The sequence below is a fragment of the Actinopolyspora biskrensis genome, from assembly GCF_013408175.1.
GTDB lineage: Bacteria > Actinomycetota > Actinomycetes > Mycobacteriales > Pseudonocardiaceae > Actinopolyspora > Actinopolyspora biskrensis.
Genome location: NZ_JACBYW010000007.1, coordinates 83550 through 109703 on the forward strand (window position 1 = coordinate 83550; position 26154 = coordinate 109703).

Below are 26154 nucleotides of genomic sequence, written 5' to 3' on the forward strand. Positions count from 1 at the left end.
TTTTCACCCGTCCGTGAGAAGAACGGAGGGCCTTCCGGGGAGAAGTCCGGAAGGCCCTCCGAGACGGTCACCGCCCACCGGCGTGATCCCGCGGTCAGCGGTTGCTCACCAGCGCCGGTCCACGATCTGACCGGTGTCGTTGTAGAAGGTGATGTGGCCGCCCTCGAAGTGGTTCCTGCGACCGCCTTCGATGTCGAACTCACCGGTGGTGGGGTAGCCCAGGTAGGACTTCTCCCAGCCCAGGCTCGCCCAGTGGTCGCGGATGCCGCCGTAGATCTCGCGGGCCCCGGTGCCGGGGGTCCAGTAGATCGAGGCGCCGCCCGCGCCGTTGAAGTGGTTGTAGCGGCCCCGGCCGTCCGGGGTGCTGCGCTCGTCGGTGGTCGGGTAGCCGAGCACACCGTTCGGCCCACCGAGGTTCGAGTAGCGCTGGGCGATCAAGCCCTGCACGGTGTGCGCCCCGGTCTCGGGACTCCACACGATCCCCGCCCCCGAACCGTCGGCGCCGGTGAACATGTTGTACCGGCCGACTTTGTCGCCGGCGACGAACTCGTCGGTGGTCGGGTAGCCCATCGGGCCGCGCTCCCAGCCGGTGGCGGACCACTTGTCCCGGATCAGTCCCCGGACCACGTGGGCGTTGGTCTCCGCGGTCCAGTAGATCGAGGCGTTGTTCTCGAAGTGGTTGTACTTGCCCTTGCCGTCCGGGGTGGTCCCCTGGTCGATGGTCGGGTAGCCGAGCGGACCGTTCGGCCCACCGGTCTGGCCCCACTTGTCCCGGACCTCGTCCCGGAGCACGTGGGCGCCGGTGTTGGCGGTCCAGAAGATCGTGGCGTCGTTCTGGAAGTTGTTGAACGTGGCCCGCTGGTCGTAGGTCAGGTAGGTGTCGCTGATCGGGTAGCCCAGCGCGTCCGGCCCGCCGACGGAGTGCCACTTCTCCAGCATCGGACCCACGATGACGTGCGTGCCCGCCTCGGAGTGGTCGTAGATGGCACTGGTCGTCTCGGCGTTGGCGTCGTGGTAGACGAACTCGTTGTAGGCGGTTCCGTCGCCGGTGGTGAGCTCGTCCGTGGACGGAACGCCGAGCGACTCGTGCCCGCCGAGCTGGATGTACTTGTCCAGCACCGCGCCGAAGACGATCTTCACGCCGTACTGCTGGGACCAGTAGAACCGCGCGTTGGAGTAGTCCTGGTAGCGCAGCGAGTCGCTGACGACGACCTCGTCGCCCTCCTGCTGCCCGACGCGCTCCTTGGCCTGCTGGTCGAGACCCTCGTAGCGCTCCTGGATCTCACCGGCACCGGCTTCCGCGGTGGACGCCTGGCCGCGCTCGGTGGAGCGCTGCTCGTCGGCGTCCGCCGAACCGGGCGTGTTCGGGATCTCCCCGTAGACGGGGCCCCGCAGGGGATCGCCGGTGCTCGCGGTGCTCCGGGAGGTTGTGGAACCGGTGGATTCCTCCGTGGCGGACTCCTCCACCGTGGAGTCCTGGCTCTCCTCGACCGAGTTCTCCTCGGTCGTGCTCTCCTGGACCGAGCTCGTCTCGGTGGAGTCCTCGGTGGAGGTCCCCTCGGCCGTGCCCTCCGTGGTCTCCGGAGTCTTCTCGCTCGTGTCTTCCGAGCTCTCGCTCGACGGCGCGGGCTGCTGAGAGCTCGTGGAGCTCGGCTGCCGGTTGCCGGAGTCGTTCTGCTCGGCGTTCTCGGCCGCCGCGGGAGCGGCCGTGACCAGGGCGGCCGCCGTGCTCAGCGCGACGGCGTGCCCCACAAGATTCTTGACCTGCACTCTTTCCCCTTTCGGTCTGAAATCCATGATCGAACGAAAGGGGGGTGTCTGTCTCGTTTTGTTACCGTTTCGAAGTCGAATTTACCCGTGCAAACGACTCGAATCGGGTGTAACGCGGTGAGTTGGGTTACAGTAATCCTTTTCCGCGGGGAGCGGGAGCTTCTGCGGTGGTACCGCGGGACGCGCGGGAGGCTCGTCCCCGACGTGCTCCGCGGTTTAACGAGGTGCTTCCGGTGAATCCGCGAGATATTCCGCGTCCGGGCGCCCCTTCGGGCGAGAATTCGTCCGAACGGCCGCCCGGAGGGTCAATCCTGGTCGTCCTCGCTTTTCTCCTCCGAATCGGTTCCGGCGTTGTCCGGGATATTCGGATAATCGTTGTCCGCCAGGGTGGGCAGCCGTTTCCAGCCCCACCGCGTTTTCTCGCCCACTTCCAGGTCGAATTCTCCGACCGGATGGGGGTAGCGCAGGACGTACACGTGACCCCAGGGCTTGCGCGGAGGTCCGCTCGGCCGCAATCGCGCGGGCAGCCTGGTCTGCACCCATTCGCGCGAGGTCTGCTCCCACGCACCGCCCCAGGGCAGGTTGCTGATGTTGTCCGGCCAGGCCGGCGGCAGCAGCTGGTCGACGGTCATCCGCACGACCGGGGTACCGGTCAGCCCGTTGTCCACCTTCACCTGGTTGGCGCACGGCCACTCGGCCGCCCCGATGTGGTTGGCCAGCACGGGCCGGTCCCTGGTGATCTCCGAGATCGGGTTCTCCGAGGTGAGCCGTGGCTCGGCAGCCGCGATCCACGAGTTCGCCCCGGTAGTGCGGTCCGCGAGCACCAGGCGCACCCCCTGCGCCCCCTCGGGGAGCTCGACGGCCAGCTGCTGCCACTCGTCCAGCGGCATGCGCGTGTCCGGATCCAGCCGCCGTGAACCGGTCACCCGCCAGTCCGCTCCGGAGGACTCGCCGAACTCCACCCGCAGGTCCTGGTTGCCCAGCGCTCCCGCGAGCGGAACCGTGACGTGGGTGCCCGTGCTCTCCGCCGGGATCCGGTACCACCCCGTCGTCAGCTCCCCGGTCCCGGTGCTGGTCCCGTCGGGCACGTCGTCGTGCCAGACGGTGGCCGGTCCCGACCACGGGGGCGCGGCCAGCGGAACGGGGCGGTCGTTGCGGAAGTCGCCCTCCAACCGCGGCGGGGTCGCCGGGCTCTCCGGCTGGCGTGTCACGGGCAGCTGCACCTTGACGGCGTCGGCGAGTCCGCAGCCGTCCCCGAACATCGTCCTCACCCCTGAACGCGCGATCGTCCAGCCCGGGTACTGCCCGATCGGGGCGTAGCTGAACGAGGCGAGCAGCAGCACCACCGCGGACAGCGACGCCGCCCCGAGCACGGCGCGGTCCGGGTTGAGCAGCACCGGTAGCCCGCGCCGCCTGCGCCAGTACCCCCAGGCCAGCGCCAGCGCGGCCACGCTCAGCCAAACGGCGGGGTTGCGCAGGTACAGCCACTCGAAGTGCGGCTGGGTGTTCGCCGTGTCCGAGTTCGGGTCCAGGTGGTTGCCGAAGCGCTGCCCCGCGTCGGAGAACGGGACCCACCAGGTCCCGCCCGCGAAGCTCAGCGAGACCACACCGACGAGCAGCAGCAGGCCGGCCGTGGACGCCACGTGGGCGCCCCTGCGGGGCAACGGGGAACGGACCAGGGCCGCGGCCAGCAGCACGGTCGGTGCGGCGGCCACCGCGTGGAAGTGGTTGACCCACTTGGTGGGGCTGAAGGCGATCATCGCCAGCGCCACGGCACTGGCGACCGCGCTGACCAGCAGCAGCCTGCGCACCGGGTCGCGCCCCATGTTGACCCGCCCGCTGGCGATGGCCACCGACGCGATCAGCGCGAGCGTCAGCAGCACCGGGAGCCTGCGCGCCCAGCCCGCCGTGTCCAGCAGGGTCTTGTAGTGCTCGAACTCCTGGTACCAGGAGAACGAGAGGTAGTACCACTGGTGGACGTCGTAGGCCTCCAGCACGTCGCCGAGGCTCGCGTCGGCGAACCCGATCGGGACCACCACGGTGGTGGAGGCGACGGCGAGCAGCACCGCCCCGATGCGGGCCGACCAGGGCTGACGACGCAACCAGCGCAGCAGCCACGGCAGACTCAGCACCAGCGGCGCCGCGGCTGCGATCCCGGTGGGGGAGGCGGTCACCCCGAGCACCGCGCACACCGTGGCCACGGCCAGCATCCCGACCGACCGCCGCAGCAGCGCGGCCTCGGCGAACACCAGGGCGGCCGCCGCGCACACCACGATCACCGGCTCCGGGCGCAGCGTGGTCCCGTAGGGCAGGTACCAGACCAGGTGCGCCACGAGCAGCGCCCACGGGACGATCCGCAGCCTGCCGCCGGTGCGGCCCAGCACGGTGGCGAGCAGGATGCGCAGCAGGAACCAGGTACCGATCCCGCACAGGGTCGGTACCACGCGCATCCACCACAGCGACCAGCCACCGAGCTCGCCCCAGAGCTGCAGCAGGTACTGGCTGAGCACGAACGGGTTCTCGGTGACGTTGAACATGTAGACGAAGTTGCCGATGTACCCGTTCTCGACGGCGTTGCGCGCCATCATCAGGTACCAGCCGTCGTCCATGTTCGTCGGGCCGAGGAAGATCCAGGCCACCGAGACGAGCACCAGCACGGCGTCGGCCGCGCCGAGCCGGGGCATCCGCAGCCTGCGCATCGACCTGGTCCCGCGCCAGTGCCGCCAGGCGAGCACGAGCACCCCGGCCAGCGCCAACGCGTGCGCGATCAGCAGTCCGAGCTTCAGCGCGCTCGGGCTCGACTCGTAGCGGGCGTCGGTGTGCAGCCGCACCGACAGCCCCTGCGCCTGGGGAGTGCCCTCCGCCGCGGTGGAGAACTCGGCCACCTGCGGCGGGAGGAGCTCGGGCCGCTCGGCCAGCGTGGTGCCGTCGCGCAGGACGCGGACGCCCGCGTCGTCGGCGACCACCCGGTAGGAGCACGCTCCCTCCGGGAGCGGTTCGGTGTGGACCCGCTCACCGGAGACGTGGAACCGAGCGGTGCCTTCCGCCGCGGTGACGCGCAGCCCCTCCTGCCCGCGGGGTGGCTGGGTGCGCAGCGCCGCGGCGGGCTCATCCGCCGCGGCGGCACCGCCGGCCTGCCGCAGCGTGGAGCAGGGGATCTCGGCGTTCAGGCTGAGCGGTCGGTACGGCGACAGCGGGACGACCGTCGAGGTGGCCCGCTCGCCCTGCTGCGGCCACGTGAGCACGGGGTCGTCCACGCGCACCGGTGCGAGTACGGCCAGCGCGCCGAGCAGCACGGCGAGCCCGGCCAGCAGTGCGATCCGCCATTCCCGGCGGCGGGAGACGCCGGTCGACAGTGTGCTTGCGTTCTCGCCCCGTGGTGGTCGTGCCGGTGGTGATTGGACTCCCATACCCAGTGTGATCTCCCGGCCGGCCGGTTCGTTCACCGCATCCCTGTTGCGATTCGGTCACGATACTGGCGGTGTATTGTTGCGGAATCGGCGGATGGAGGCCGCGCGGCGGCCCCGGTGGGCGCAGGCACCGCCGGATCCTTCGGCACGCAGCACCGACCCGCCGGTCAGGAACTCCCCGAGCGCAAGGCTCCGCTCGACGCAGGCGCTCTGAGCCCGGGCAGTCGGCACCGCCGCGGGTTCTCCCGTGGTGCTCTCGCGAGGAAGGCCCGACGTTGTGCAGGTGGCTACTCGATGTCGAGGGTCCCGCAGCGAGACCCCGACCGAGGTTCCGCCACGGAACCACCCGAGCAAATCAAGCCGTGGACTCCCTCAGAAAGGGAGCCTGCGGAAGACCGCGCGGGGCAGGTGGCGCAGCACGCTCATCACGTAGCGGAACTGGGCCGGTGCCCACACCAGCTCCCTGCCCTTGCGCACCGAGTCGACGATGATCCGCGCGACCTGCTCGGGCGTCTGAGCCAGCGGGGCCTCTTTCATCCCCTCGGTCATCTTCGACTTCACGTGCCCGGGGCGAACGACCGTGACCTTGACCCCGGAGGGGCGGAGCGCCTCGGTCAGCCCCGTGTAGAAGCCGTCCATGCCCGCCTTGGAGGAGCCGTAGGCGAAGTTGGAGCGGCGCACCCGCTCCCCGGCGACGGAGGAGAGCGCGACGATGTGGCCGTGTCCCTGCTTGCGCATCCGCTCGGCGAGCAGCACCCCCACGGTGACCGGGGCGACGTAGTTGATCTCGGCCATCTCCCTGGCCGCCTCCACGTCGGTCCACAGCTCTTCCTGGTCGCCGAGCGTTCCGAAGGCGACGAGGCTGATGTCGATGTCGCCGTCGGCGAAGGCCTTGTCCAGGGTGTCGGCGTGGGTATCGGGGTTGCGCGCGTCGAAGGGAACCGTGGTCACCGTGCTGCCCGTCCCGCGCAGCCGCTCGGCGGCCGCCTCCAGCCGTTCGGAGGGGCGAGCGGCCAGCACGATGCGCAGCGGGCGCCGGCGCGCGTACTGCTCGGCCGTGGCCAGCGCGATGTCCGAGGTGCCGCCGAGCAGCAGCAGGGACTGGGGGTTGCCAACCGCGTCGATCACAGGTTCAGCCTCCTGGCCAAATCGGAACGGAAGATTCCTTGGGGGTCGACCGCGGCGCGCGTCTTGCGCCACTCGTCGATGCGCGGGTACATGCGTTCGATCATCTCGGGCGTGGTGCGGGACTCCTTGGCGAAGTAGAGGCGCCCACCCGCCTCGAGCACCGTTTCGTCCAGCTCACGGCACAGGCGTTCCAGGCCGGGACTGATGGGGATGTCGACGGTGAGGGTCCACCCCTTGCTCGGGAAGGAAAGCGGAGCCGCGTTCCCCTCGCCGAACGTCTTCAACACGTTGAGGAAGGAGGCGTGCCCGGACGCGCTGATTTTGTCGATCGAACGGCGGAAAGCCTGTTCCTGCCCGAACGGAACCATGAACTGGTACTGGAGGAAGCCGGCCGATCCGTACACCCGGTTCCACTCGCCGACCAGATCGAGTGGGTGGAAGAACTGCGTGATGTTCTGTACGGAGCCGTACTTCGTGGGGGCCTTGCGGTACCAGACCTCGTTGAAAGCCGTGATCGTGTACTTGTTGACCAGGCCGTTCGGGAAAACGGGGGGTGCCGTCATGAGCTGCGGCGCGTCGAAGCCGAGCGGGTTCTTCCGCAGTTTCTTCGGGAGGTCCTCGAGAGTGGCCGAATTTCCCCTGGTGAGTAGCGCGCGCCCCATGTTCTCGCCGCGAGCCAGCGAGTCGAACCAGGCCACCGAGTACGTGTAGTTGTCGTCCGAACCGTCGGTGAAGTGTTCGAGCAGCTCGTCCAGATTCCTGGTCCGGATGTTGTCCACCACGAAGTAGGCGGTCTCGACCCGCTTGAGGCGAACGCGCGCTCTGAGGACGATCCCGGTCAGCCCCATACCGCCGACCGTGGCCCAGAAGAGCTCCGCCGAATCCCCCTCCGGGGTGAGCGTGCGCACTTCGCCGTCCGCGGTGAGCAGTTCGAGCGAGAGCACGTGGCTGCCGAAGGAGCCCTGGGAGTGGTGGTTCTTGCCGTGGATGTCCGAGCCGATGGCCCCGCCGACCGTGACCTGCCGGGTGCCCGGCAGCACCGGAACCCACAGGCCGTGCGGCAACAGTCTCCGCATCAGCGTGTCCAGGGACACGCCCGCGTCGACGTCGACGATCGCTTCGTCGACGTCGATGGAGTGGATCCGGTTCAGCGCGGTCATGTCGATGACGGTTCCGCCCGCGTTCTGCGCCGGGTCGCCGTAACTGCGGCCGAGCCCTCTGGCGATCACCCCGCGGTCGCCTGCCGCGCGCACTGCGCGGGCGATGGTCTCGACGTCCGGCGTGCTGACCACTTCGGCCATGGTCGGGGCGGTGCGGCCCCAGCCCGTCAGCATCTTGTGCTCGTCCTTAACCGATCCCACTGGAGGGAGTCTATCGGCGTTGCGTGGCATCGACCCGCCGGGTGAACCCGTGTCGGTTCGGATCCTGCGGAGGGCGGCTACACTCGCCCCCTGAAGCCAGGGGGAAGCAGGTGTCGTGGCCGAGCCGAGTTCTCGCCCGTCCCGGATCCCGCGCGATGTCGTCGCAACAGCTGAGGTGAACGAGTGGCCGTGGCCGAGAGCACCGCCGAACCCGAGGTAAAAAAGCTGGGGCTGCTCAACCAACTGATCCGTTTCGGACTCATCGGCGGCGTCTGTGCGTTGCTGGACTACGGCTCGTACATGACGCTGCTGGCCCTGGAGGTCCCGAACTGGCTGGCCCGCTCGCTGGCGTTCGCGCTGGGAACCACGACCTCCTACGTCGCGAACCGAAGACTCACCTTCACGGGCGCCAGCACCGGTAACACCAAGGCCAAGGCCGGAGCCTTCGTGCTGGTCTACCTGGTGACCTTCCTGGTCAACATCGGTACCAACCAGCTGCTGTTCCTCACGCTCCCCCCGTTCGACTTCGACTACGGGGCACAGCTGCGGTGGTCGCTGTGCTGGGTCGTCGGCCAGGGACTCGGAACCGGAATCAATTTCGTACTGCTGCGCTGGGTGGTCTTCCGGGAGTAGCGCTCCGCCGCCCCCGCTCGTTCGCAGCCCTGTCCCGTTCGCAGCCCAGTGCACAGCCGTGCACCGTTCCGGCTGCCCCGGCGGCCGGGGACCCACCCGGCGAGCTGGCGCGCTCCCGGGCGGGTGACCCGGTGCGAACGGCCGGAACGCCGTCCCACCGAGCCGCGATTCCGGCCCCGGCAGGCTGCTCGCCGGGGCCGGACCGCGGGGCGCGCTCAGTTGGCCCCGCGCTGGTTGTCGGACCCGTCCATGAAGCCGATGTCGTCACCGCCCGAACCGCCGCGCTGCGAGGTGTCGTTGCGGTCGTCGGAACTCGGCACGTCACCGGGCAGCTGAACCTGCCTGCTCAACGGTCCCGGGGTCCAGGTGCCCCAGTGCGTCTCGTGCTCGATGTGCATCGCCGCCTGCGCGGGCAACGCCTCGGGCGCGTACGGGTCGACCGCGTAGAGCGTGCCCCAGTCCCGGTGGATGTTGCCCCGCAGGTACGTCGGCAACTCCCGCATGCTGGTGGTCAGGCTCATCCAGCCGAACGGACCACCCGCGTCGGGGGAGGACCAGCTCTGCCCGACCGAGTTCAGCGCACCGCCGGCCGCGACCCGGAAGCGCGGCACCTCGGCGATCCCGTGGCTGATCTCGGGAAGCCGCAGGCAGGGGTGCTGGAACGCGGCCGTCCACTCCACGAACGTGGGAGTGTCGCCGATGAACTGGGTCATGTTCGTCAGCTGGGGCGCCCGTGGCCCGCTCACGGCCAGCCAGCCGTCCTCGCCGAGGGTCTGATCGATCGCGACCACGCGTGCCTGCTCGGCCCCTTCGGCCTTGGCGTCGACGCTGATCCGCGCGTCCCGCCACTTCTGGATGGGGCTGGCGAAGACGGGCCTGCGGTCCATCACCTTGAAGCCCTCGTCGGTCTGCTTGCCGAACTCGACGAACAGGCTGTTGGCCCCGGTCACGCTGCCCGCGAGCGCCAGCACGATCGGGACTTCGCCGTTGCGGGCGCGCTCGGGCAGGTCGTACCACTGGGTGCGCAGCTCGCCGGTGCCCATGTGGCGCTCGTCGTAGCTGCCCCAGACCGGGGCGTTCTCGGTGCCGAGTCCGTACGGCGGCTGCCAGTCGGTGTCGGACTGGCCGTTGCCCTCCTCGGGAGGAACCCCGTTGTGCCGGTACCCCTCCATCTTCGCGCCGAGGTACTCCCGCGGCGTCTCCTTCTCGGAGAGCCGGTCGGGAACCTCCGTGTCCGGCTCGGGGTTGCTCGGTTGGTTCTCGGAGACCGACAGCATGCCCGCGAGCGGGTCCTTCTCCACGTAGATGTAGTCCGAGAGCCCGCAGCTCTTGCCGGCCAGCTGCCGGACCGAGTCCCAGCTGAGGCTGTAGCTGCCCCACTGCTCCTGGACGACCTTTCCGAAGGTGGCGACCTCGCCGAGTACCAGTAAGGCGCAGATCACCGAGAGCGGAGCGGTCCCCAGCCGCAACGCCCGGCTGCGGCCCTCGAGCCCGGTCCGGCCGTTGCGGTCGAGCTTGGGCGGGGTGATCACGTGCGGACGGTGCTCGTCGATGCGCAGGTGCTCGATGAACGTGACCACGAGAGCTATCCCCGCGATCACCAGCAGCACGGTGCTGGCCTCGTACCCCGCCAGCGAGGGCGGCTTGTCGTACCAGGGAACGCCCCAGCCGGAGACGTACCACCAGGCGTTCGGGCCGGTGGCCGCGAACGCGCAGATCAGCATCAGCCCCGCGAAGAAGGCGGCGCGGTTGCGCCGGGAGCGCAGCACGGTGCTGCTCGTCGCCAGCGCGGTGAGCGCGGCGAGCGCACCACCCACGGCCGCGAACACGCCGAAGTGGTGCGTCCACTTCGTCGGGGTGAGCATGAGCACGAAGAACGACAGCGCCGTGAGCCCGAGCAGCCTGCGGCTCGGCCCCAGCGCGGCACCGCGGATCCGGCCCCGCCGCAGCAGGACCACGACGCAGGTGATCAGGCACAGGATCACGAGCATCACGGGGAAGCGCCTGGTCAGCGACCCGTCGGCCGACTGGCTGAACAGCAGCGAGTAGCGGCTCAGCTCCTGGTACCAGCTCAGGCTCGGGCCGATGTCACCGCGCAGCTGCGTCGACTCGAGCACCGACTGCCAGGTCTGGTCCCAGTAGACGATGTTGAGGATGAGGAAGCCGCAGGCCGAGATCGGTGCGAGCACCGGCGCCCAGCCGAACTCCCGGATCCGCTGGCTCAGCAACCGCAGCAGCGGCTTCAGCGCGACGACGTAGGGCAGCACGGCGATCAGCCCGTGCGGGTTGGCGCCGAGGGCCAGGGCGGCGCCGAACAGCCCCACAGCGGCGGGCAGCAGCCGTCGCGTGGCCACGGCGCGCTCGACGGAGGCCAGGGCCAGCAGCGAGAACAACACGACGACCGGTTCCGGCCGCAGCCCGTTGTTGTAGGGCAGCCAGAAGGCGAGGAACACGGCGGCGGCCGCCCAGCCCGCGGCCCGGCTGCGCCGCACCTGCTGGCCGAGGCGGGGGAGCACCTCGCGGCTGATCAGCAGCCAGCTGACGATCCCCATGAGCAGGGCGGGCAGCCGCACCCACGGTGTCGCGGTGGAGATCTGCACCCACTGGGAGTAGAGCTCGTAGAACCAGCCGAACGGGGACTCGGGGGCCCCGAACCAGCGGTAGTAGTTGCTGATGTAGCCCGCGCTGTCCCTGGATCTGGCTATCGAGAGGATGTAGCCGTCGTCCGAGGTCATCGCCCCGAACAGCCACCAGATCACCAGGGCGGAGAACACCGAGACGTCCCGCCAGGTCGGTTTCCACCAGCCACTGGGCACCAGGCGCGGCGCTTTGCGTCCGGCGCGCGCGTCGAACTTGCGCAGCACGATGACGCAGCCGATGAAGCACAGCACCGCGAGACCGATGACCGTGAGCTTGAGCGCCGTGATGGTCGTGGACCAGCGGGTGTCGACCTGCGCCTGGAAGGAGACCCCGTCCATCGGGTCCTGCTGGTCGTCCAGCTGCGAGAAGATCCCCGTCAGCTGGGGCCTGCGGTCCTGGTCGTGCACGCTGGCCAGCGTCTGGTCCCCGACCTTGGCCACCGTCCGGGAGGCGTCGGACCTGACCGAGATGGTGCATTCCCCACCGCTGGGCAGTGAGGCCGTACCGAGCTGGCGCCCCTTGGACAGCAGGGTCAGCGTCCCGTCCTCGACCCGCAGCACCATTCCCGTCAGGTTGCTGTACTCGGAGGAGGGGGGGTTGGTGCTGAGCAGCGTCGCCGCCCCGTCGGTCCTGTCGTCCAGGCTCCGCGCGGAGGCGCACGACGCGGTGAAGTTCAGGTCCACCGGTGAGTAGATCACCAGTGGGGCCGACACCGATTCGGTTCCCTGCGCCGTTGGCCACCGCAGACTCGTTATGTCGTGCTGCACGGGCAGAAACGGGACCGACAACGACAGTATGGTGCCGGCTATTCCCAGCACGGCGGCGACGATTCGGAGACGTTTCGACGCTCTGGTGTGCGAAGGTTCCTCACGGCCACCGTTTTTGTCGGGATTGCCCCCCGGATCTGGCCGCTCGCCTTCTTCCCGCCCGACGTTAAGCACGTGTGGAGAATAGTAGCCGCTTCGGTGGGACTGATCCTCGGTACCACCGGGCTGTGGATCCGGACACGTTCCGTTGAGGGGTGAGCCGGAATTCCGGCGCCGCGAACGGCGCGAAAACGGGAGAATCGTCCTTGAGGTCCGATTCGTCGATCAGCGTGGAGTCCCGCGCGGAGCCGACCGGTGCTCCGCGGTCGAGCTGTTGGCCGGTTCGGGGCCCTTCTTCCGGCGCTCCCGGCGCCGAAACACGCCACACCGGCCGTCCTCGGGCCCGCCCGGGACTCTTCGTCGCTTCCGTGCGCGGCTCACCGCCGGAAGAAGCGCTCCCGGCGGCCCAGCCGGAGCAGCCGCAACCATTCGAGGAAGGTTCGCGGGCTTCTGCGCTGTCCCACGAAGTAGAGTCCGAACCGGATCACCTCGAGAGCTCCGATCCTGCGCATCCCCGGCTGGGCGAGCAGGTAGCCGCGGTTGCGGTAGGTGTAGTAGCGCTTGGTGGCGTCCTCGGGGTCCTGGGCGTGGAACCTCCCACCGAGCATCGGCTTGAACTCCGCGGAGCCGTTCGGGTGCAGAAAACGCGTGCGCAGTGTCGTTCCGAACGGGAGCCCGGAACGCACGAGCCTGCGGTGCACCTCCACCTCGTCACCGCGGAAGAAGAGCCGGTAGTCCGGGACCCCGACCACGTCCAGCGTCGCGGCGCGGAACAGCGCCCCGTTGAACAGCGAGGCGATCCCGCCGAGGAACTCCTCGTCGGACCCGCCGTCGCGCAGCTGCTCGGGGTGACGTTTCCAGGTCAGACCGCGCCGCAGCGGGAAGGCGAGCGTGTCCGGACGCTCGATGTCGACCACGACCGGCGAGACCGCGGCCAGCCCGCGGGTCTCCGCCTCGTCCAGCAGGATCCGCAGCGCGTGGTCGTCGGCGGGCCTGCCGTCGTCGTCGCCGAGCCAGACCCATTCGGCGCCCAGGGCCAGCGCGTGCAGCATCCCCAGGGCGAACCCGCCCGCTCCGCCGAGGTTGCGGCTGGAGGGGAGGTAGGTGGACGGGATCGGGCACTCGTCCACCACCGCGGAAGCGGGCTGCTCCGGGCCGTTGTCCACCACGACCAGGTGGTCGGGTAGGCGGGTCTGGTTCGCGATGACCTTCAGCGACTCGGCCAGCTGTTCCGCGCGGTTCCTGGTGACGATCACCGTCACCACCGCTCCGGGGGGCAGCCGCGCGGGTTGTTCGGATGCCGTCATCAGCCCTCGTTGCTCCCGATGGTGGCGGTCGGGTCGGATTCGTCGTCCTGCATCCGCGCCAGCGCGCGCGGGCTGAGGTTCTCGAAGGGGTCCTTGCCCTTGTAGTGCGTCAGCACCTCGCGCAGCGGCCCCTGCTCCTTGATCTGGCCCTTCTCCATCCAGACGGCGGAACTGCACAGCTCGGCGAGGAACTCGTCGGAGTGCGAGGCGAACACCAGCATCCCGGAGCGCTTGACCAGTTCGTTGAGCCTGCTCTTGGCCTTCTCGAGGAACTCGGCGTCGACCGCCCCGATCCCTTCGTCGAGCAGCAGGATCTCGGGGTCGATCGAGGTGACCACGCCGAGCGCCAGCCGCACCCGCATGCCGGTGGAGTAGGTGCGCAGCGGCATCTCCAGATAACGCCCGAGGTCGGAGAAGTCGGCGATGTCGTCGATGCGCTTTTCCATCTGCCTGCGGGTCATGCCGAGGAAGAGGCCGCGGATGATGATGTTCTCGCGCCCGGATATCTCCGGGTCCATCCCCACGCCGAGGTCGAACACCGGGGCGACCTTGCCCTCGATGCGCGCGCTGCCCCTGGTCGGCTCGTAGATGCCCGAGAGCACCCGCAGCAGGGTGGACTTGCCCGCGCCGTTGTGTCCGATGAGGGCGACGCGCTCTCCGTGGCGTATCGAGATGTTGATGTCGTGCAGAGCCTCGATGATCGGCACCTTGGCGTCGGTGCCGATCTGACCGCCGGTTTTGCCGAGTACCTTCTTCTTCAGCGAGCGCGACTTCGCGTCGAAGATCGGGAAGTCGACTGCTGCGTTCCACACATCGATGCTGACCATTTTTGGCTGGCTCCCGATCAGATCCAGTAGGTGACGCGTGCCCGGTAGTTACGCAGAACGAGTAGTGCGAGTATCCATCCGACCACGGTAATACCGCCGACCACGATCCAATTGGTCAACACGATGTCCGAACCGAGCAGCGGGTCCCTGATGACCTCGATGTAGTGGTACAGCGGGTTGATCTTGGCCAGGCTCAGGCTGCCGCCGCGCTCTTCGAGGATCTCCGCGTTCCACACGATCGGGGTCATGAAGAAGATCAGCTGCATCAGGCTGCCGATCACCGGGGGGATGTCCCGGAAGCGGGTGCTGATGATTCCGAACAGGGTGGCGACCCAGGCTCCGTTCGCGACCATCAACACGATCGCGGGTATCGCCAGGACCACGCTGAGGTTGATCGGCATCCGCATGATGGCCAGCACGATGAAGTAGATGACCATGTTGTGGCCGAACAGCAGCGTCTGGCGCCAGGTCAGTCGCAGTATGTGCACGCTCAACGGTGCGGGCAGGTGCTTCATCAGACCTTCGTTCTGGATGAAGACCTCGGTGCCGTCCGTCAGGCACCCGGATATGAAGCCCCACACGATGAAGCCGACCGCCACGTAGGGCAGGTGTGTGGCGAGATCCTGTCCGAAAAGCTTCGCGTACAGAATACCGAGGGCGGTGACGGTCATGCCCATGCTGATGGTGATCCACAGCGGGCCTATCACCGAGCGCCGGTAGCGCTGCTTGATGTCCTGCCAGCCCAGGTGCGCCCAGAGCTGCCGCTGCTTGGTGCCCTCGGTAATGTCGTTGAACGCCTTGCGCCAGCTCCGGGAGGACACTTCCGGTGGCGCGGCGGGTCGGTCTACCGTGCTGCTCGCCTGCACACTGTGCAGAGTACCGATCGGGGTGTGTGTACTTGCCGCGGGATTCGCCTCCGGTGACCACCCGCCCGATTCGTCCGAAAGAGTGAAACGGGTCGAGTGCGGTGCTCGCACCGCACAGGCTGCGTCCCGGCGGGGACTCGACCGAAAGGTCTCAGAGGTACTGCCCCGGCGAACCTCCGTACCCGGACTGGCCGGTGTCCTCCTCCTCACCCGCGGGCAGGGCTCCCTGCCGCATGTTCTCCAGCTGGGTCCGTGCGGCGAGCTGCTGGGCGTACAGGGCGGTCTGCAGGCCGTGGAAGAGCCCCTCCAGCCAGCCGACGAGCTGGGCCTGCGCGATGCGCAGTTCGGAGTCGGAGGGCGTCTCCTCCCCGGTGAAGGGCAGGGACAGCCGCTCCAGCTCCTCGATCAGCTCCGGGGCCAGCCCCTGCTCGAGCTCGCGCACGGAGGACCGGTGGATCTCCTTGAGCCTGTTGCGGCTGGCCTCGTCGAGCGGGGCCGAACGCACTTCCTCGAGCAGCTGCTTGATCATCGTCCCGATGCGCATCACCTTGGTGGGCTGCTCGACGAGCTCACCGAGATCCTGATCACTGTTCGAGTGTTCGCCCGCGACCTCCGCGGCGGCCTCGGCGGTGGAGGACTCGTCTCCCGTGCGGGGGACCGCCCCGGCGCCGACCGGTGTGCTCTCGTCGCCGACCACGAACATCCGTCCGGGGTCGATGTCCTTGCCGTGCATCCCCCAATGGTGACCGGTCGGTCAGGCGCTGGTTTTCGGCGGTGCCGTGCGAGGGGCGGCGGGTCGGGTTGCGTGGATGGTTGCGTGGCGGAACCTCAGTCGGCGCCCGGCTGCGGGTGCCCCGACATCGGGTAGCGACTACACAACGTCGGGTCCGTCCTCGCCGGGCACTCGACTGAGAACCCGCGGCGGTGCCGACTGCCTGGGCTCAGAGCACCTGCGTCGAACGGGAGCCTCGCGTTGGGAGCTCCTGCCCGGGGCGGCGCAGCTGTGCCGCAGGGGAACCGGCCCGAGCCTCCATCCTGAGAACTCTGTCGGGCCTCGCCGCAGCGAGAGCCCGCGAGAGGTTCCGCCAAGCGACCACCTACGACAACCGGGCGACTCTCTCAGCGAGCCTCCAATAGCACCTTGCCGTGGACTCCGCCGCCTTCCAGCAGCTCGTGGGCGCGGGCCGCCTCGGGCATGGGGAACCTGCTGTGCACCAGGGGGCGCAGCTCGCCGCGCTCCACCATCGGCCAGGCGCGCTGCCGCACGTCGGCCACGATGTCGGCCTTGCCGTTCGGGCCGTCCAGGGGACGCCCGCGCAGCCCGAGCACCGACATGCGTATCCGTTTGACCAGCATCTTGCCCATGTCCAGCTCGGCGTGCCTGCCTCCCTGCAGTCCGATCACGGCCAGGTGGCCGTCCGGGGCCAGCGCGCTGAGATTGCGGTCCAGGTAGGAGGCGCCCATGTTGTCCAGGACCACATCGGCCCCGCCCATCTCCTTGACCTCGGAGACGAAGTCGCCGTCGCGGTAGTTGACCGTCTTCTCGGCTCCGAGCTCCGCGCACAGGTTCAGCGCGGCCTCCGAACCCGCCGTGGCGGCGACCCTGGCGCCCAGCGCGCGGCCGATCTGGATCGCACAGGTTCCGATGCCGCCCGACCCGCCGTGCACCAGCAGGACCTGCTCGGGGGACAGCCCCGCCTCCCGCACGACGTTCGACCAAACGGTGCAGACGACTTCGGGCAGCGCCGCCGCGTCCACAGTGCTCACGCCCACGGGGACGGGCAGCAGCTGGGTGGCGGGCACGACCACCCTCTCGGCGTATCCGCCTCCGGCGAGCAGGGCGCACACCGGGTCACCGACCTCCCAGCCGGTGACTCCCCTGCCGAGCTCGGCGACGGTCCCGGAACACTCCAGGCCGGGCAGTTCGCTCGCTCCGGCGGGCGGTGGGTACACCCCCTGACGCTGGGACAGGTCGGCCCGGTTGATCCCCGCCGCCGCCACGTCGACGGCGACCTCCCCCGGGCCGGGCTCGGGGGAGGTCCACTCGCGCCATTCCAGTACCTCGGGGCCGCCGGGTTCGCGGATCGTGATCGCGTGCATGCCCCGACCGTAGCGCCGTGAAGCGCCTCGTCGTACGAAGCGGTGCTCGCGGCTCGGCGTGTCGGAAGTCCGTGCTCGAGAATTCCGTGTGATCGTATCGTTTCGATATTGTTTCGTGCTTTTTCGCGGGAAAAACGGGAAATGTCCTCCCGAAGCCCGGTGGGCAGTGCCGAAGCGAACCGTCCCGCGCCTTTCGGTGTCCGTTCGCCGGAGGTGGAGCCTTGACTCGACCGGGGATTCCTTATGGACTCTTGTTCAACACATACCACCCGATCCGGGGAGCATGATGAGAGTGCGAAAACTCCGATCAGGACGACTGGTTCCGGCGCTGTTCGCGGCCGGTGCCGTCGCGGCGGCAGCGGCCGTGCCCGCCACCGCCCTGCCGCAGCACAACACTGGTGCCCGAGGCGGCCCCACCGTCAACGACGTGAACCGGCACCTGGTCGCCCTGCAACGCATCGCAGACCGCAACGACGGGACGCGGGCCTCGGGAACACCCGGATACCAGGCCAGTGTGGACTACGTTTCCGGGGCTCTCCGCCGAGCCGGGTACGAGGTGTCCACCCCGGAATTCGAATACACCAAGTACGAGCTCGACTCGATATCCCTCGAGGTCGCCGGTGACGCGGTCGAGGCGGACGCACTGGAGTACTCCCCCGCCACACCGGAGAACGGGATCCAGGCCCCGCTGGCGGTGACTCCGGTCGACGATTCCACCGGTTGCCAGGCCTCCGACTACGACGGCACCGACGTGACCGGCAAGATCACGCTGATCAAGCGCGGTGCCTGCACCTTCGCCGCGAAGCAGCGCATCGCCTCCGAGCAGGGCGCCGACGCGGCGATCATCTACAACAACGCCGAGGGCCCGGTCAACGGCACGCTGGGCGGAGCCGACGCCGGGGTCATCCCCACGGTCGGCGTCGACGAGCGGACCGGCGCCGAGCTGGTCGACCAGGCGGGTACCACCGCGAAACTGGACCTGCGGGCGAACTTCGACGAGATCACCACCGAGAACGTGATCGCCGAAACCCGCACCGGACGCGAGGACAACGTCGTCATGGCCGGTGCGCACCTGGACAGCGTGGACGTGGGCGCGGGGATCAACGACAACGGCACCGGCAGCGCCGGGCTGCTGGAAACCGCGCTGGAGCTGGGCGGCGAGCCCGACGTGAACAACGCGGTCCGGTTCGCCTGGTGGGGCGCCGAGGAGTCCGGCCTGATCGGTTCCACCGAGTACGTCAACGGGCTGAGCTTCCAGCAGCAGCTCGACATCGCGATGTACCTGAACTTCGACATGATCGGTTCGCCGAACGCCGGTTACTTCAGCTACGACGGGGACGACTCGGACGGTGTCGGCGCCGGGCCGGGGCCGCACGGATCGGCGCAGATCGAGCAGGACTTCACCGAGGCGATGAAGCGCCAGGGAGTCGAGATCGAGGGCACCGACTTCAACGGTCGTTCCGACTACGGCCAGTTCATCGCCGAGGGCATCCCCGCGGGCGGGCTGTTCACCGGAGCCGAGGGCGTCAAGACCGAGAAGCAGGCCGCGAAGTGGGGCGGTGAGGCCGGTGTGGCCTACGACCCCAACTACCACGCGGCCGGTGACGACCTCGACAACGTCGACCGCCGGGCGCTGATCCGCAACACGCGGGCGATGTCCGAGGTCGTGGGGCACTACGCGCGGACCACCGAGGAGGTCAACGGTATGCAGAGCCGGGAGCAGCGGGCCGAGCTGCGCCGCGCGGCCATGGCCGAACCGATGGGGCTGCACGACGCGCGGGAGTCGCACGGGCACTCCTGCCAGCTTCCGCTGAAGTGACCCGGTTCTCGTCGAAGTGATCCCGCCCTTCCGCTGAAGTGGCGGAGCGGGCGGGAACCGAGCCGCGCGGCTCGGTGAACGACGGCCACGAGGTGGGGCGCCTCGCGTCCCACCCCGTGGCTTTTTCGGCGCAGCCGCCCTCCGCCGCCCGAGCAACCCGACCCGCCGAAACCCCGTTGGGAACTTCCGGCAAAGGGGTTCGTTCGTCGTGGGTGCTTCAGCCTGCGCAGGACGAGAAGCTCCGGTGCGTGAGTCGGATGCATTGCCAGGCGGGGCCGCTCGCCGCGTGGTGGCTACTCAAGAGCGGCCCAACGCAGCAAGGCGCCGGCTCACGTGACGGCTAAGAAGCCACCTACGACGGGGAGCGGAACGGCCTGCTCAGTCCAGGGCGCGCCGCAGGAAGAACTTGATTCCGGCCGCCCCGAAGATCAAGCAGGCCAGCAGCAGGGCCAGCACGCAGACCCACGGGGCCATGTGCGGAACCTCCGGCAGCAGGGCGCCCCGCATGCCCTCGCTGACGTAGGTCAACGGGTTGAAGGCGCACACGATCTGGAACCAGCGCAGATCGTGGAGCTGCGCCCAGGGGAACTGGCTGGCTCCGGTGAAGATGAGCGGAGCCAGGATCACGGCGAACATGATGTTGATCCTGCGGGGCGGCACGGCCGCCCCGACGGTCAGCCCGACGGTCCCGCCCGCGAGCGATCCCAGCACCATGCACAGCACGGCGAAGGGAAGGCCGGACAGGTCCCAGCTGACCCGGCCCAGCATCAGCAGGCCGATCGGGAACATGAGCAGGGCGGCGAACAGGCCGCGCAGCGCCCCGAACAGCATCTTCTCCACGGCCACCCAGCTGATCGGCAGCGGCGCGAGCAGTCTGTCCTCGATCTCCCGCGAGTAGGAGAAGTCCAGCACGAGCGGGAAGGAGGTGTTCTGCAGCGCCACCAGGAACGCGTTGAGCGCGATCATCCCGGGAAGCAGGATCTGGGCGTAGCCGGGCTGGGTGTAGCCGAGCTGGCCCAGGACCTTGCCGAATACGAACAGCAGCGCCACCGGCTGCACCAGGACCTGGGCCAGAAAGCTCGGGAGTTCGCGTCCGGTGACGAACACGTCCCGCCCCAGCACGGCCGTGAACGCGCGGAGGGATGTCGTCGTCGTGCTCACCGCATGTCCCTGCCCGTCAGATCGATGAAAACGTCCTCCAGAGTCGCCGAGCCGAGAGCGAGGTCGGTGACGGTCACGGTCCGTTCGTGCAGCCGGGCCGCCACGGGCCCGAGCAGTTCGGTCGTCTCCCCGGCGACGTACAGGCGCAGCCTGGTCTCGGCCGCCCCGCCTTCGCCGCTCGGGCGCCCGATACGTTCGACGCGCTGGACTCCGGGGATCTCCGCGAGCGTGCCGCCTGCCGCCTCGGGGGTGAGGCCGTTCGTGCGGATCGTGACGTCCATGGTCCCGCTTCCGGGCAGCGATCTGATCAGTTCGGACGGGGTGTCCACGGTGAGCATCCTCCCGTGGTCGACGATGCCCACCCGGTCCGAGAGCTTCTCCGCCTCGTCCATGTCGTGGGTGGTCAGCACGACGGTGATGCCTTCGGAGCGCAGGTCTTCGATCCTGTCGTGCAGGAACAGCCTGGCCTGCGGATCCAGTCCGGTGGACGGTTCGTCGAGGAAGAGGACCTCGGGGCGGTGGATCAGCGCCCTGGCGATCATCAGGCGCTGGGACTGCCCGCCGGAGAGGTCGTCCACCCGGGCCCTGGCCTTGCCTGCCAGTCCCATCCGGTCGAGCAGCTCGTCGGCGAGCGCGTGCCGCGCGGAGCGTCCCACCCCGTGGTAGGTGGCGTGGAACAGCAGGTTCTGCCGCGCGTTCAGGGAGCGGTCGAGGTTGACCCGCTGGGGCACGACCGCCACCTTGGTCTTGGCCGCGACCGGATCGCGGCCGACGTCGACCCCGCCGATCTCGACCTTGCCCGAGGTGGGCACGATCCGCGTGGTCAGCACCCCCACCGTCGTGGTCTTGCCCGCTCCGTTGGGGCCGAGCAGCCCGAAGATCTCACCGCACCTTACCCGGAAGCTCAGTCCGTCCACCGCGTTGTGCCTGCTCTTGGGGTAGCGCTTCACCAGATCGGCCACGTCGACGGCAGTTGTCACCGGCGTCTCCCTCGGCGAACGTGGCAGGTGCGCTCCGTCGAAGGTATACGTGCGCCCACCGCCTCCGAAAGTCGGTTCCGCCCCCGCGCCGGTTCGCGCCCGGGGAGCCGCCGCGGAGCGCTCGCCCTCCCGGGGAGGCGGAGGTGGCCGGTTCGCGCGCTCACGGCCCCCGGCATTGGTGCGGCTGGACTCGGGCCGCTACGCTACGGCCCCGGAAGCGTGGCAGAGCGGCCTAATGCACTCGCCTTGAAAGCGAGCGGTCCGAGAGGGCCCGCGGGTTCGAATCCCGCCGCTTCCGCCGTTGTGATCAGGGGAGAACTGGTCCGGTGGCGCGCACGAACCACCGGGCTTTCCCGCTGTTCGTCGAGATGGGCCCGGTCGTGCCGGTTCCTCCGGCCGTGTGCCGTCGTGGTGAACGCGCGCTCGAGAACCGGATTTCTGCGCGATTCCGGACACGGGAGCCCCCGGTCCACGTATTCTCCGGTTCGTGAGGTTCCGGAAGGGGAGCCGGCCGACGTACCGGCCGTCTCGGAGCAGTGGTAGCCGGGGTGCTGGGCGCGCCGACGAGCACGCCACGGTCCGGGCTGCCGTGATCAGCCGTCGCGGAGCCGTCGTCGCCGCGGTCATCACCGCTCTGGTCACGCTGGTCACCAGTTCTTTCACGGTCTACTTCACGACTCGTGCCGAGCAGAAGCAGCAGGAGCCGTCGGCGGGATCGACGTCGACGACGGTGACGGAAACCGTTACGCGGAGTCCCGGACGGCGGGGTTCCGGAAGTGCGGAGGAGGCGCCGGACTCGGAGCCGGCCACCTCCGGGGAGACGGTCCATCTCGCCGACCGCGAACCGGACGACGGGGAGATGTACTGGGAACGCGGTGAGGTCACCGTGGGCAAGGAGAAGCGCCCGCGTGCGCTGACGATGGACACCAGCTGCTCGGACGGTTACGCCGTCGGCTACAACATCGACCGGGGCATGAGCACTTTTCGCGCCGAGGTGGGGTTGACCGACTACGCGGATTCCGGCGATCCGGTCACGTTCGCGGTGCGGGTCGACGGGGAGCCCGTGGGGGCTCCCGTGACGGTCCGGGTCGGGGAGGTGGCCGAGCTGCGCGCGGACGTCGGTGCGGGCTTCCGGGTCTCGGTCCGCGCGAATCCGCGGGACTGCGCCAAGTCCGCGGTGTTGATCGACCCGGTGCTGCTCCCCTGAACCTCCGGCTCCCCGGGTGCTGCCGGGGGGTGCGCGGAGCCGGAAACGGCGTGGGGGTCCGCGTCGCTCGGTGCTGTGCCGGGGAGGCGTTTCCGGCTGGTTCCGCAGCGTCGTGGACGACACCGTGTGATTGGAAGTGGTCAGTTTTTCGCTCGGACGGGTGAGAATCGGTCCGCCGTCGAACTTTTGTGAGTAATTCGGTACCTATTCGGCGGTGTGAGGTTTTATGGCTCGATAGGGTGAATTTTTGCGGTGGGTTACCCGAAAAACTTTCCCTGTTGATCTCCGCGCGTTCCGGGGAGTTGATTTTTTTGCTGGTCAAGAACGCTTCCGGGAGGGGCTTCGGTGTTGGGTGAGGTGGGCGTGTCCCCGGTTGCTCGGGAGTGGTGATCGGTTAATGTTCGCTCGGAATCCGATCGTTCTTCCGGTCGGTTTCCCGTCACGGGTCGAACTCGAGAGTCGGTGACCCGGCTCGCGAGGGGATCGGTGCTTACCGCGAAGGCAGACGCAGCAACGAGGACGTTTTCGATGGAGTTCGCGAGAATCGGCTTCCCCGGTTCCGTCTCCGGGGGTCCTTCCCCGGTACGTCGGCTGGTGGCGATTCCCGCCGTTCTCCTCGTGCTGCTGTTGGGCGGTTGTTCGGACACCTCGTCCGAGCCGGTTTCGGTGGACGCGGCCGCTCCATCCACAGCTCCACCCGCAGTGGACCTGTCCGCGCTTCCGGACGCGACGACCTTCGGTACTACCCCCGACGCGCCGTCCGACCCCGCTCCGCGAAAGGGGACGGACGGTGTGGTGCTGCGTGTCGAGCAGGACACGGCGGTGTACGACTCGGTGCGCGGCAAGGCGATCGCCCGATTGCCCGCCGACCAGTTCAAGTCCCCCACCTGGGTCCCGATCGTCGCCGAACGCGGTGATTGGGCGCGGGTTCTGCTGCCTTCACGGCCGAACGGTTCGACCGGCTGGGTCCGGTCGGAGAGCGACAAAGTACACAAGGCGCGTTCCCGACACGTCGTGAACGTCGACGTGGACGCTCGCCGACTGGTGGTGCTCGAAAACGGTCGCGAGATCGGTTCCTGGGAGGTCGGTGTGGGAAAGGAGGCAAGCCCGACCCCGAAGGGACGTACCTTCATCCTCGCCTCCATCCGGGAAACGGTGAACGACTACAGTCCGATCGTTTTGCCGCTGGGCACGCATTCCGAGACCTTCACGACCTACGGGGGCGGTCCCGGGACAGTGGCGTTGCACGGTTGGCCGGATCCGAGCGTCTTCGGTTCCGCGAGCAGCGACGGCTGTGTCCGCGTTCCAGCGGACGCGTTGTCCTTGTTGCGGTCGTTGCCGCTGGGAACGCTTGTCCGGCTGCGCTGAGTGGGCGGATGGCGAGCCGCTGAGTGACTCGCCGAGTGGAAAACCGCAAGTATCCGACAAAGGAAGTGTAAGAGTGGGTAAGAAGACATACTTGGCGGGGAGCGTGGCCGCGACCGCGGGTCTCCTGCTCGCGGGCACTCCGTCTTTCGCCGACAGCGCCGACAACGACGGGATCAACGTCGGTAACGGCAACAACGCCAGTGTCGCGCCGATCCAGCTCTGCGGAAACGACATCGCGGTACTCGGCGCCGTCGCTTCGGTCCTGTCGCCGGAGTCCGCGGAGTGCGTCAACGCCCCTGTGGTGGACCACCCCTCGACCGGCGGGGACAAGCCCGATGAGCCGAAGGAGCCCGAGAAGCCGGACGAGCCCGACAAGCCGGATAAGCCGGATGAACCCGAGAAGCCGGACAAGCCGGACAAGCCGGAGAAGCCGGGTGAGCCGGACGAGCCTAAGCAGCCCGAGAAGCCTCAGCACCCGGGTGATGAGGACGAGGAGGAGCTGCCCAGCGCTCCCACCCCGGTGAGCCCCGAGGGGCACGCGGCCGTAACCGGCTGACGACCCGGCGGAGTACGCGGTTCGTGGGTGCGGGCTGCCGGAGCGACCTCAGGTGCGACCGGTCTGCTCCGCTGATCGCCCGGATACCTCCGGTCCCCGTGCTCACCCGTGCGAACCGGGCGTTGTGCCCCGTTTTCGACGGGCACAACGCCCGGTCGTTTTGGTGTCCACGCGGCGGGGGAGAAGTTCCCGAGCGGGACGCAGTTGCAAAAGCGGCTGATCACCGACGCCAAGAAAACCCCGGAACGCGCGTGGCTGGCTAACGCCCAGCACAGCATGTTGCAGCAGGCCGTCCGCGACTGCGACCAGGCATACAAGAATTTCTTCGACTCGCTGAAAGGCGCACGCGCGGGCAGGAAGGTGGGTGCGCCCCGGTTCAAGTCCCGCAAGGACAACCGGCAGGCCATCCGGTTCCAGCCGGACGGGTTCCGCGTGCTCGACACCGGGAAACTACGGGTCTCCAAAATCGGCGCCGTCCCCGTCGCGTGGTCGCGTGACCTGCCCTCGGCTCCGTCGTCGGTGACCGTGGTCAAGACCGCCGACGACCGGTATTTCGCCAGTTTCGTGGTCGAGGCAGGAGATGAAACCCTGCCGGACGCTGTCGATGAACACGGCCAGGACGTAGAACTCGGCCTGGATCTGGGGGTGTCGGCGTTCGCCGTCGACCAGCACGGACGGGTCATCGACGACCCGCGCTTCCTGCGCCGGGCCGAACGTGAACTCAAACGCCTTCAGCGGGCACTGTCCCGCAAGCAGCGCGGCTCGAACAACCGCCGCAAGGCACGGAAGAAACTCGCACGTGCCCACGCGAAGGTGTCCGACACCCGGCAGGATTGGCTACACCAGGCCACCACCAGCATCGTTCGTGAGAACCAAACGATCGTGCTGGAAGACCTGGCCGTGTCCGGCCTGGCCCGCACCCGACTGGCCAAGTCCGTGCACGACGCCAGCTGGGGCACGTTCCGGCGGCTGCTGGAGGAAAAGGCCGCACGCTATGGCCGCGAGTTGGTCATCATCGACCGGTGGCTACCCACCTCGCAGACCTGCTCGGACTGCGGCCGGGTCGACGGAACCAAACCGCTATCGGTGCGCACCTGGCCCTGCCCGTGTGGGGCGACCCACGACCGCGACCGCAACGCAGCACGCAACATCCTCGCCGCTGGACGGGCGGAGAGACAAAACGCCTGTGGACCCGACGTAAGACCCCACACCGGGGCAGACGGGGACGAAGCAGGAACCCAGCGAAGCGCCGCACCGGCGCAGTAGAAAATCACCGCCCACCAGGGCGGTGAGGACGTCAAGCGGGCACAGTGGGCGCATGATGATCGCTATTCCAACGCCGGGCGAGGTCGCCGGGATGGCCAAGACGACCATGGGCCGCGCCGTGAACATCGCCGGATCAGCGGCCGCTGTCCCCGGCAGGGTGATCGGACTGATCGACGAGGCCGAGCGGCTGGTCGAGCGGGTCGGTGAGATCGTCGAACGCGCGGACGGACTCGTCGAACGCGTCTCGGGAACGGTGGACGAGGCCGAAGGGATAGTCCGGCACAGCAGAGATGTGGCCGGTGCCGCCGAGGATGCGGTGACGGCGGCCGAGCACATCTCGGCCTCGGCGGGCACGGTCGTCTCCAAGGCCGAGAACGTCTCCGCCCGCGCGGAGGAGACCGTCGAACGCGCCGAGCGCGCGACCGGAACGGTGGACGGGCTGCTCGCCGTCTACGAACCCACCGCGCACCGGGCCGCCCCCATGCTGGAGAAGTTCGTCGACGAGCTCTCGCAGAAGGAGGTGGACGCGGCCATCAGGCTGGTCGACGAGTTGCCGGTGCTGACCGAACACGTTCTTTCGGACATCCTCCCGATCCTGCGCACGTTGGACCGGGTCGGCCCGGAGATCCACGAACTCCTGGAGGTCTCGTACGACGTGCGCAGGGCCATCGTGGGAATCCCCGGTTTCCGCTTCTTCCGCAGGCGCGGCCAGCAGCGGCTGGCCGGCGCCGAGGAGCTCGGAACGGAGGAGCGGCTCCTCCCGGACGAGGAGGACGCGACGCGGAAGTCCGCGCGCTCCGCGGGCGAGCGAGGTCCCGGAACGGACGGCGCCCTCCCCGCCGAAGAAGCCGGTCACGGGAGCACGGTGGAGGAGACGGCCGAGCGTTGA

The 26154-nt window shown here is 68.8% G+C and carries 19 protein-coding genes and 1 tRNA gene; 8 read left to right on the forward strand and 12 right to left on the reverse strand.

Annotation, left to right across the window (positions count from 1 at the left end; all coding sequences use genetic code 11):
* Positions 1-105 precede the first annotated feature (105 nt).
* The 4 genes from FHR84_RS18160 to dprE1 form a co-directional block, all read right to left on the reverse strand.
* A complete protein-coding gene (locus tag FHR84_RS18160; protein ID WP_218863222.1) occupies positions 106-1797 on the reverse strand; it encodes an LGFP repeat-containing protein in 1692 nt (563 codons plus the stop codon).
* A 278-nt stretch (positions 1798-2075) separates the two neighbouring features.
* Complete coding sequence (locus FHR84_RS18165; protein WP_343075321.1) at positions 2076-5216, reverse strand: arabinosyltransferase domain-containing protein; 3141 nt, start codon at positions 5214-5216, stop codon at positions 2076-2078.
* 336 nt (positions 5217-5552) lie between these two features.
* The gene (gene dprE2 / locus FHR84_RS18170) at positions 5553-6308 is read right to left on the reverse strand and encodes a decaprenylphospho-beta-D-erythro-pentofuranosid-2-ulose 2-reductase (RefSeq protein ID WP_179536749.1); all 756 of its coding nucleotides are present in this window, start codon (positions 6306-6308) and stop codon (positions 5553-5555) included.
* Positions 6305-7642 (reverse strand): decaprenylphosphoryl-beta-D-ribose oxidase, encoded by a 1338-nt coding sequence (gene dprE1 / locus FHR84_RS18175; protein WP_179536870.1) that lies wholly within the window; start codon positions 7640-7642, stop codon positions 6305-6307. Before dprE1 ends, dprE2 begins: the two co-directional genes overlap by 4 nt.
* A gap of 210 nt (positions 7643-7852) precedes the next feature.
* Here dprE1 and FHR84_RS18180 point away from each other — a divergent pair, with 210 nt between their 5' ends.
* The gene (locus tag FHR84_RS18180; protein WP_179536750.1) at positions 7853-8302 is read left to right on the forward strand and encodes a GtrA family protein; all 450 of its coding nucleotides are present in this window, start codon (positions 7853-7855) and stop codon (positions 8300-8302) included.
* Between the two features lie 215 nt (positions 8303-8517).
* Here the strand turns inward: FHR84_RS18180 and FHR84_RS18185 are convergent, their stop codons facing one another.
* The 6 genes from FHR84_RS18185 to FHR84_RS18210 form a co-directional block, all read right to left on the reverse strand.
* Positions 8518-11730 (reverse strand): arabinosyltransferase domain-containing protein, encoded by a 3213-nt coding sequence (locus FHR84_RS18185; RefSeq protein WP_246300762.1) that lies wholly within the window; start codon positions 11728-11730, stop codon positions 8518-8520.
* 455 nt (positions 11731-12185) lie between these two features.
* Positions 12186-13115 (reverse strand): galactofuranosyltransferase GlfT1, encoded by a 930-nt coding sequence (glfT1, locus tag FHR84_RS18190; protein WP_179536752.1) that lies wholly within the window; start codon positions 13113-13115, stop codon positions 12186-12188.
* Entirely contained in the window at positions 13115-13942 is an 828-nt protein-coding gene (wzt, locus tag FHR84_RS18195) for a galactan export ABC transporter ATP-binding subunit Wzt/RfbE (protein ID WP_179536753.1), read from the reverse strand. The genes glfT1 and wzt overlap by 1 nt, the downstream gene beginning before the upstream one ends.
* A 17-nt stretch (positions 13943-13959) precedes the next feature.
* Positions 13960-14808 (reverse strand): galactan export ABC transporter permease subunit Wzm/RfbD, encoded by an 849-nt coding sequence (gene wzm / locus FHR84_RS18200; protein WP_179536754.1) that lies wholly within the window; start codon positions 14806-14808, stop codon positions 13960-13962.
* A gap of 151 nt (positions 14809-14959) precedes the next feature.
* Complete coding sequence (locus tag FHR84_RS18205) at positions 14960-15541, reverse strand: bacterial proteasome activator family protein (protein WP_179536755.1); 582 nt, start codon at positions 15539-15541, stop codon at positions 14960-14962.
* A 386-nt stretch (positions 15542-15927) separates the two neighbouring features.
* Positions 15928-16908, reverse strand: a complete 981-nt coding sequence (locus FHR84_RS18210; RefSeq protein ID WP_179536756.1) for an NAD(P)H-quinone oxidoreductase — start codon at positions 16906-16908, stop codon at positions 15928-15930.
* 286 nt (positions 16909-17194) lie between these two features.
* On the opposite strand from FHR84_RS18210, the gene FHR84_RS18215 reads away from it, so the two are divergent.
* Complete coding sequence (locus tag FHR84_RS18215; RefSeq protein WP_218863226.1) at positions 17195-18727, forward strand: M28 family metallopeptidase; 1533 nt, start codon at positions 17195-17197, stop codon at positions 18725-18727.
* A 378-nt stretch (positions 18728-19105) separates the two neighbouring features.
* On the opposite strand, the gene FHR84_RS18220 is transcribed toward FHR84_RS18215, so the two are convergent.
* Positions 19106-19888, reverse strand: a complete 783-nt coding sequence (locus tag FHR84_RS18220) for an ABC transporter permease (protein WP_179536758.1) — start codon at positions 19886-19888, stop codon at positions 19106-19108.
* Complete coding sequence (locus FHR84_RS18225; RefSeq protein WP_179536759.1) at positions 19885-20868, reverse strand: ATP-binding cassette domain-containing protein; 984 nt, start codon at positions 20866-20868, stop codon at positions 19885-19887. Before FHR84_RS18225 ends, FHR84_RS18220 begins: the two co-directional genes overlap by 4 nt.
* A gap of 213 nt (positions 20869-21081) precedes the next feature.
* Between FHR84_RS18225 and FHR84_RS18230 the strand changes: the two genes are divergently transcribed.
* The 6 genes from FHR84_RS18230 to FHR84_RS18255 all read left to right on the forward strand — a co-directional run bounded on the left by FHR84_RS18230 (position 21082) and on the right by FHR84_RS18255 (position 26154).
* Positions 21082-21166, forward strand: a tRNA-Ser gene (locus FHR84_RS18230).
* A gap of 291 nt (positions 21167-21457) precedes the next feature.
* On the forward strand, positions 21458-22075 hold the full coding sequence (locus tag FHR84_RS18235) for a hypothetical protein (protein ID WP_179536681.1): 618 nt from the start codon (positions 21458-21460) through the stop codon (positions 22073-22075).
* 528 nt (positions 22076-22603) lie between these two features.
* Positions 22604-23443 (forward strand): L,D-transpeptidase, encoded by an 840-nt coding sequence (locus FHR84_RS18240; protein ID WP_179536760.1) that lies wholly within the window; start codon positions 22604-22606, stop codon positions 23441-23443.
* 73 nt (positions 23444-23516) lie between these two features.
* Positions 23517-23999, forward strand: coding sequence for a hypothetical protein (locus FHR84_RS18245; protein ID WP_343075322.1), 483 nt, complete (start codon positions 23517-23519; stop codon positions 23997-23999).
* A 204-nt stretch (positions 24000-24203) separates the two neighbouring features.
* Positions 24204-25265, forward strand: coding sequence for an RNA-guided endonuclease InsQ/TnpB family protein (locus tag FHR84_RS18250; protein ID WP_246300763.1), 1062 nt, complete (start codon positions 24204-24206; stop codon positions 25263-25265).
* A 55-nt stretch (positions 25266-25320) separates the two neighbouring features.
* Positions 25321-26154 (forward strand): hypothetical protein, encoded by an 834-nt coding sequence (locus FHR84_RS18255; protein WP_246300764.1) that lies wholly within the window; start codon positions 25321-25323, stop codon positions 26152-26154.

Bases quoted from the DNA above. Each gene is read 5' to 3' on its own strand.
- FHR84_RS18160 (WP_218863222.1), bottom strand. From the start codon at position 1,797: ATGGATTTCAGACCGAAAGGGGAAAGAGTGCAGGTCAAGAATCTTGTG.
- dprE1 (WP_179536870.1), bottom strand. From the start codon at position 7,642: ATGCTGACGGGCTGGGGCCGCACCGCCCCGACCATGGCCGAAGTGGTC.
- glfT1 (WP_179536752.1), bottom strand. From the start codon at position 13,115: ATGACGGCATCCGAACAACCCGCGCGGCTGCCCCCCGGAGCGGTGGTG.
- wzt (WP_179536753.1), bottom strand. From the start codon at position 13,942: ATGGTCAGCATCGATGTGTGGAACGCAGCAGTCGACTTCCCGATCTTC.
- FHR84_RS18205 (WP_179536755.1), bottom strand. From the start codon at position 15,541: ATGCACGGCAAGGACATCGACCCCGGACGGATGTTCGTGGTCGGCGAC.
- FHR84_RS18210 (WP_179536756.1), bottom strand. From the start codon at position 16,908: ATGCACGCGATCACGATCCGCGAACCCGGCGGCCCCGAGGTACTGGAA.
- FHR84_RS18215 (WP_218863226.1), top strand. From the start codon at position 17,195: ATGAGAGTGCGAAAACTCCGATCAGGACGACTGGTTCCGGCGCTGTTC.
- FHR84_RS18240 (WP_179536760.1), top strand. From the start codon at position 22,604: ATGGAGTTCGCGAGAATCGGCTTCCCCGGTTCCGTCTCCGGGGGTCCT.
- FHR84_RS18255 (WP_246300764.1), top strand. From the start codon at position 25,321: ATGATCGCTATTCCAACGCCGGGCGAGGTCGCCGGGATGGCCAAGACG.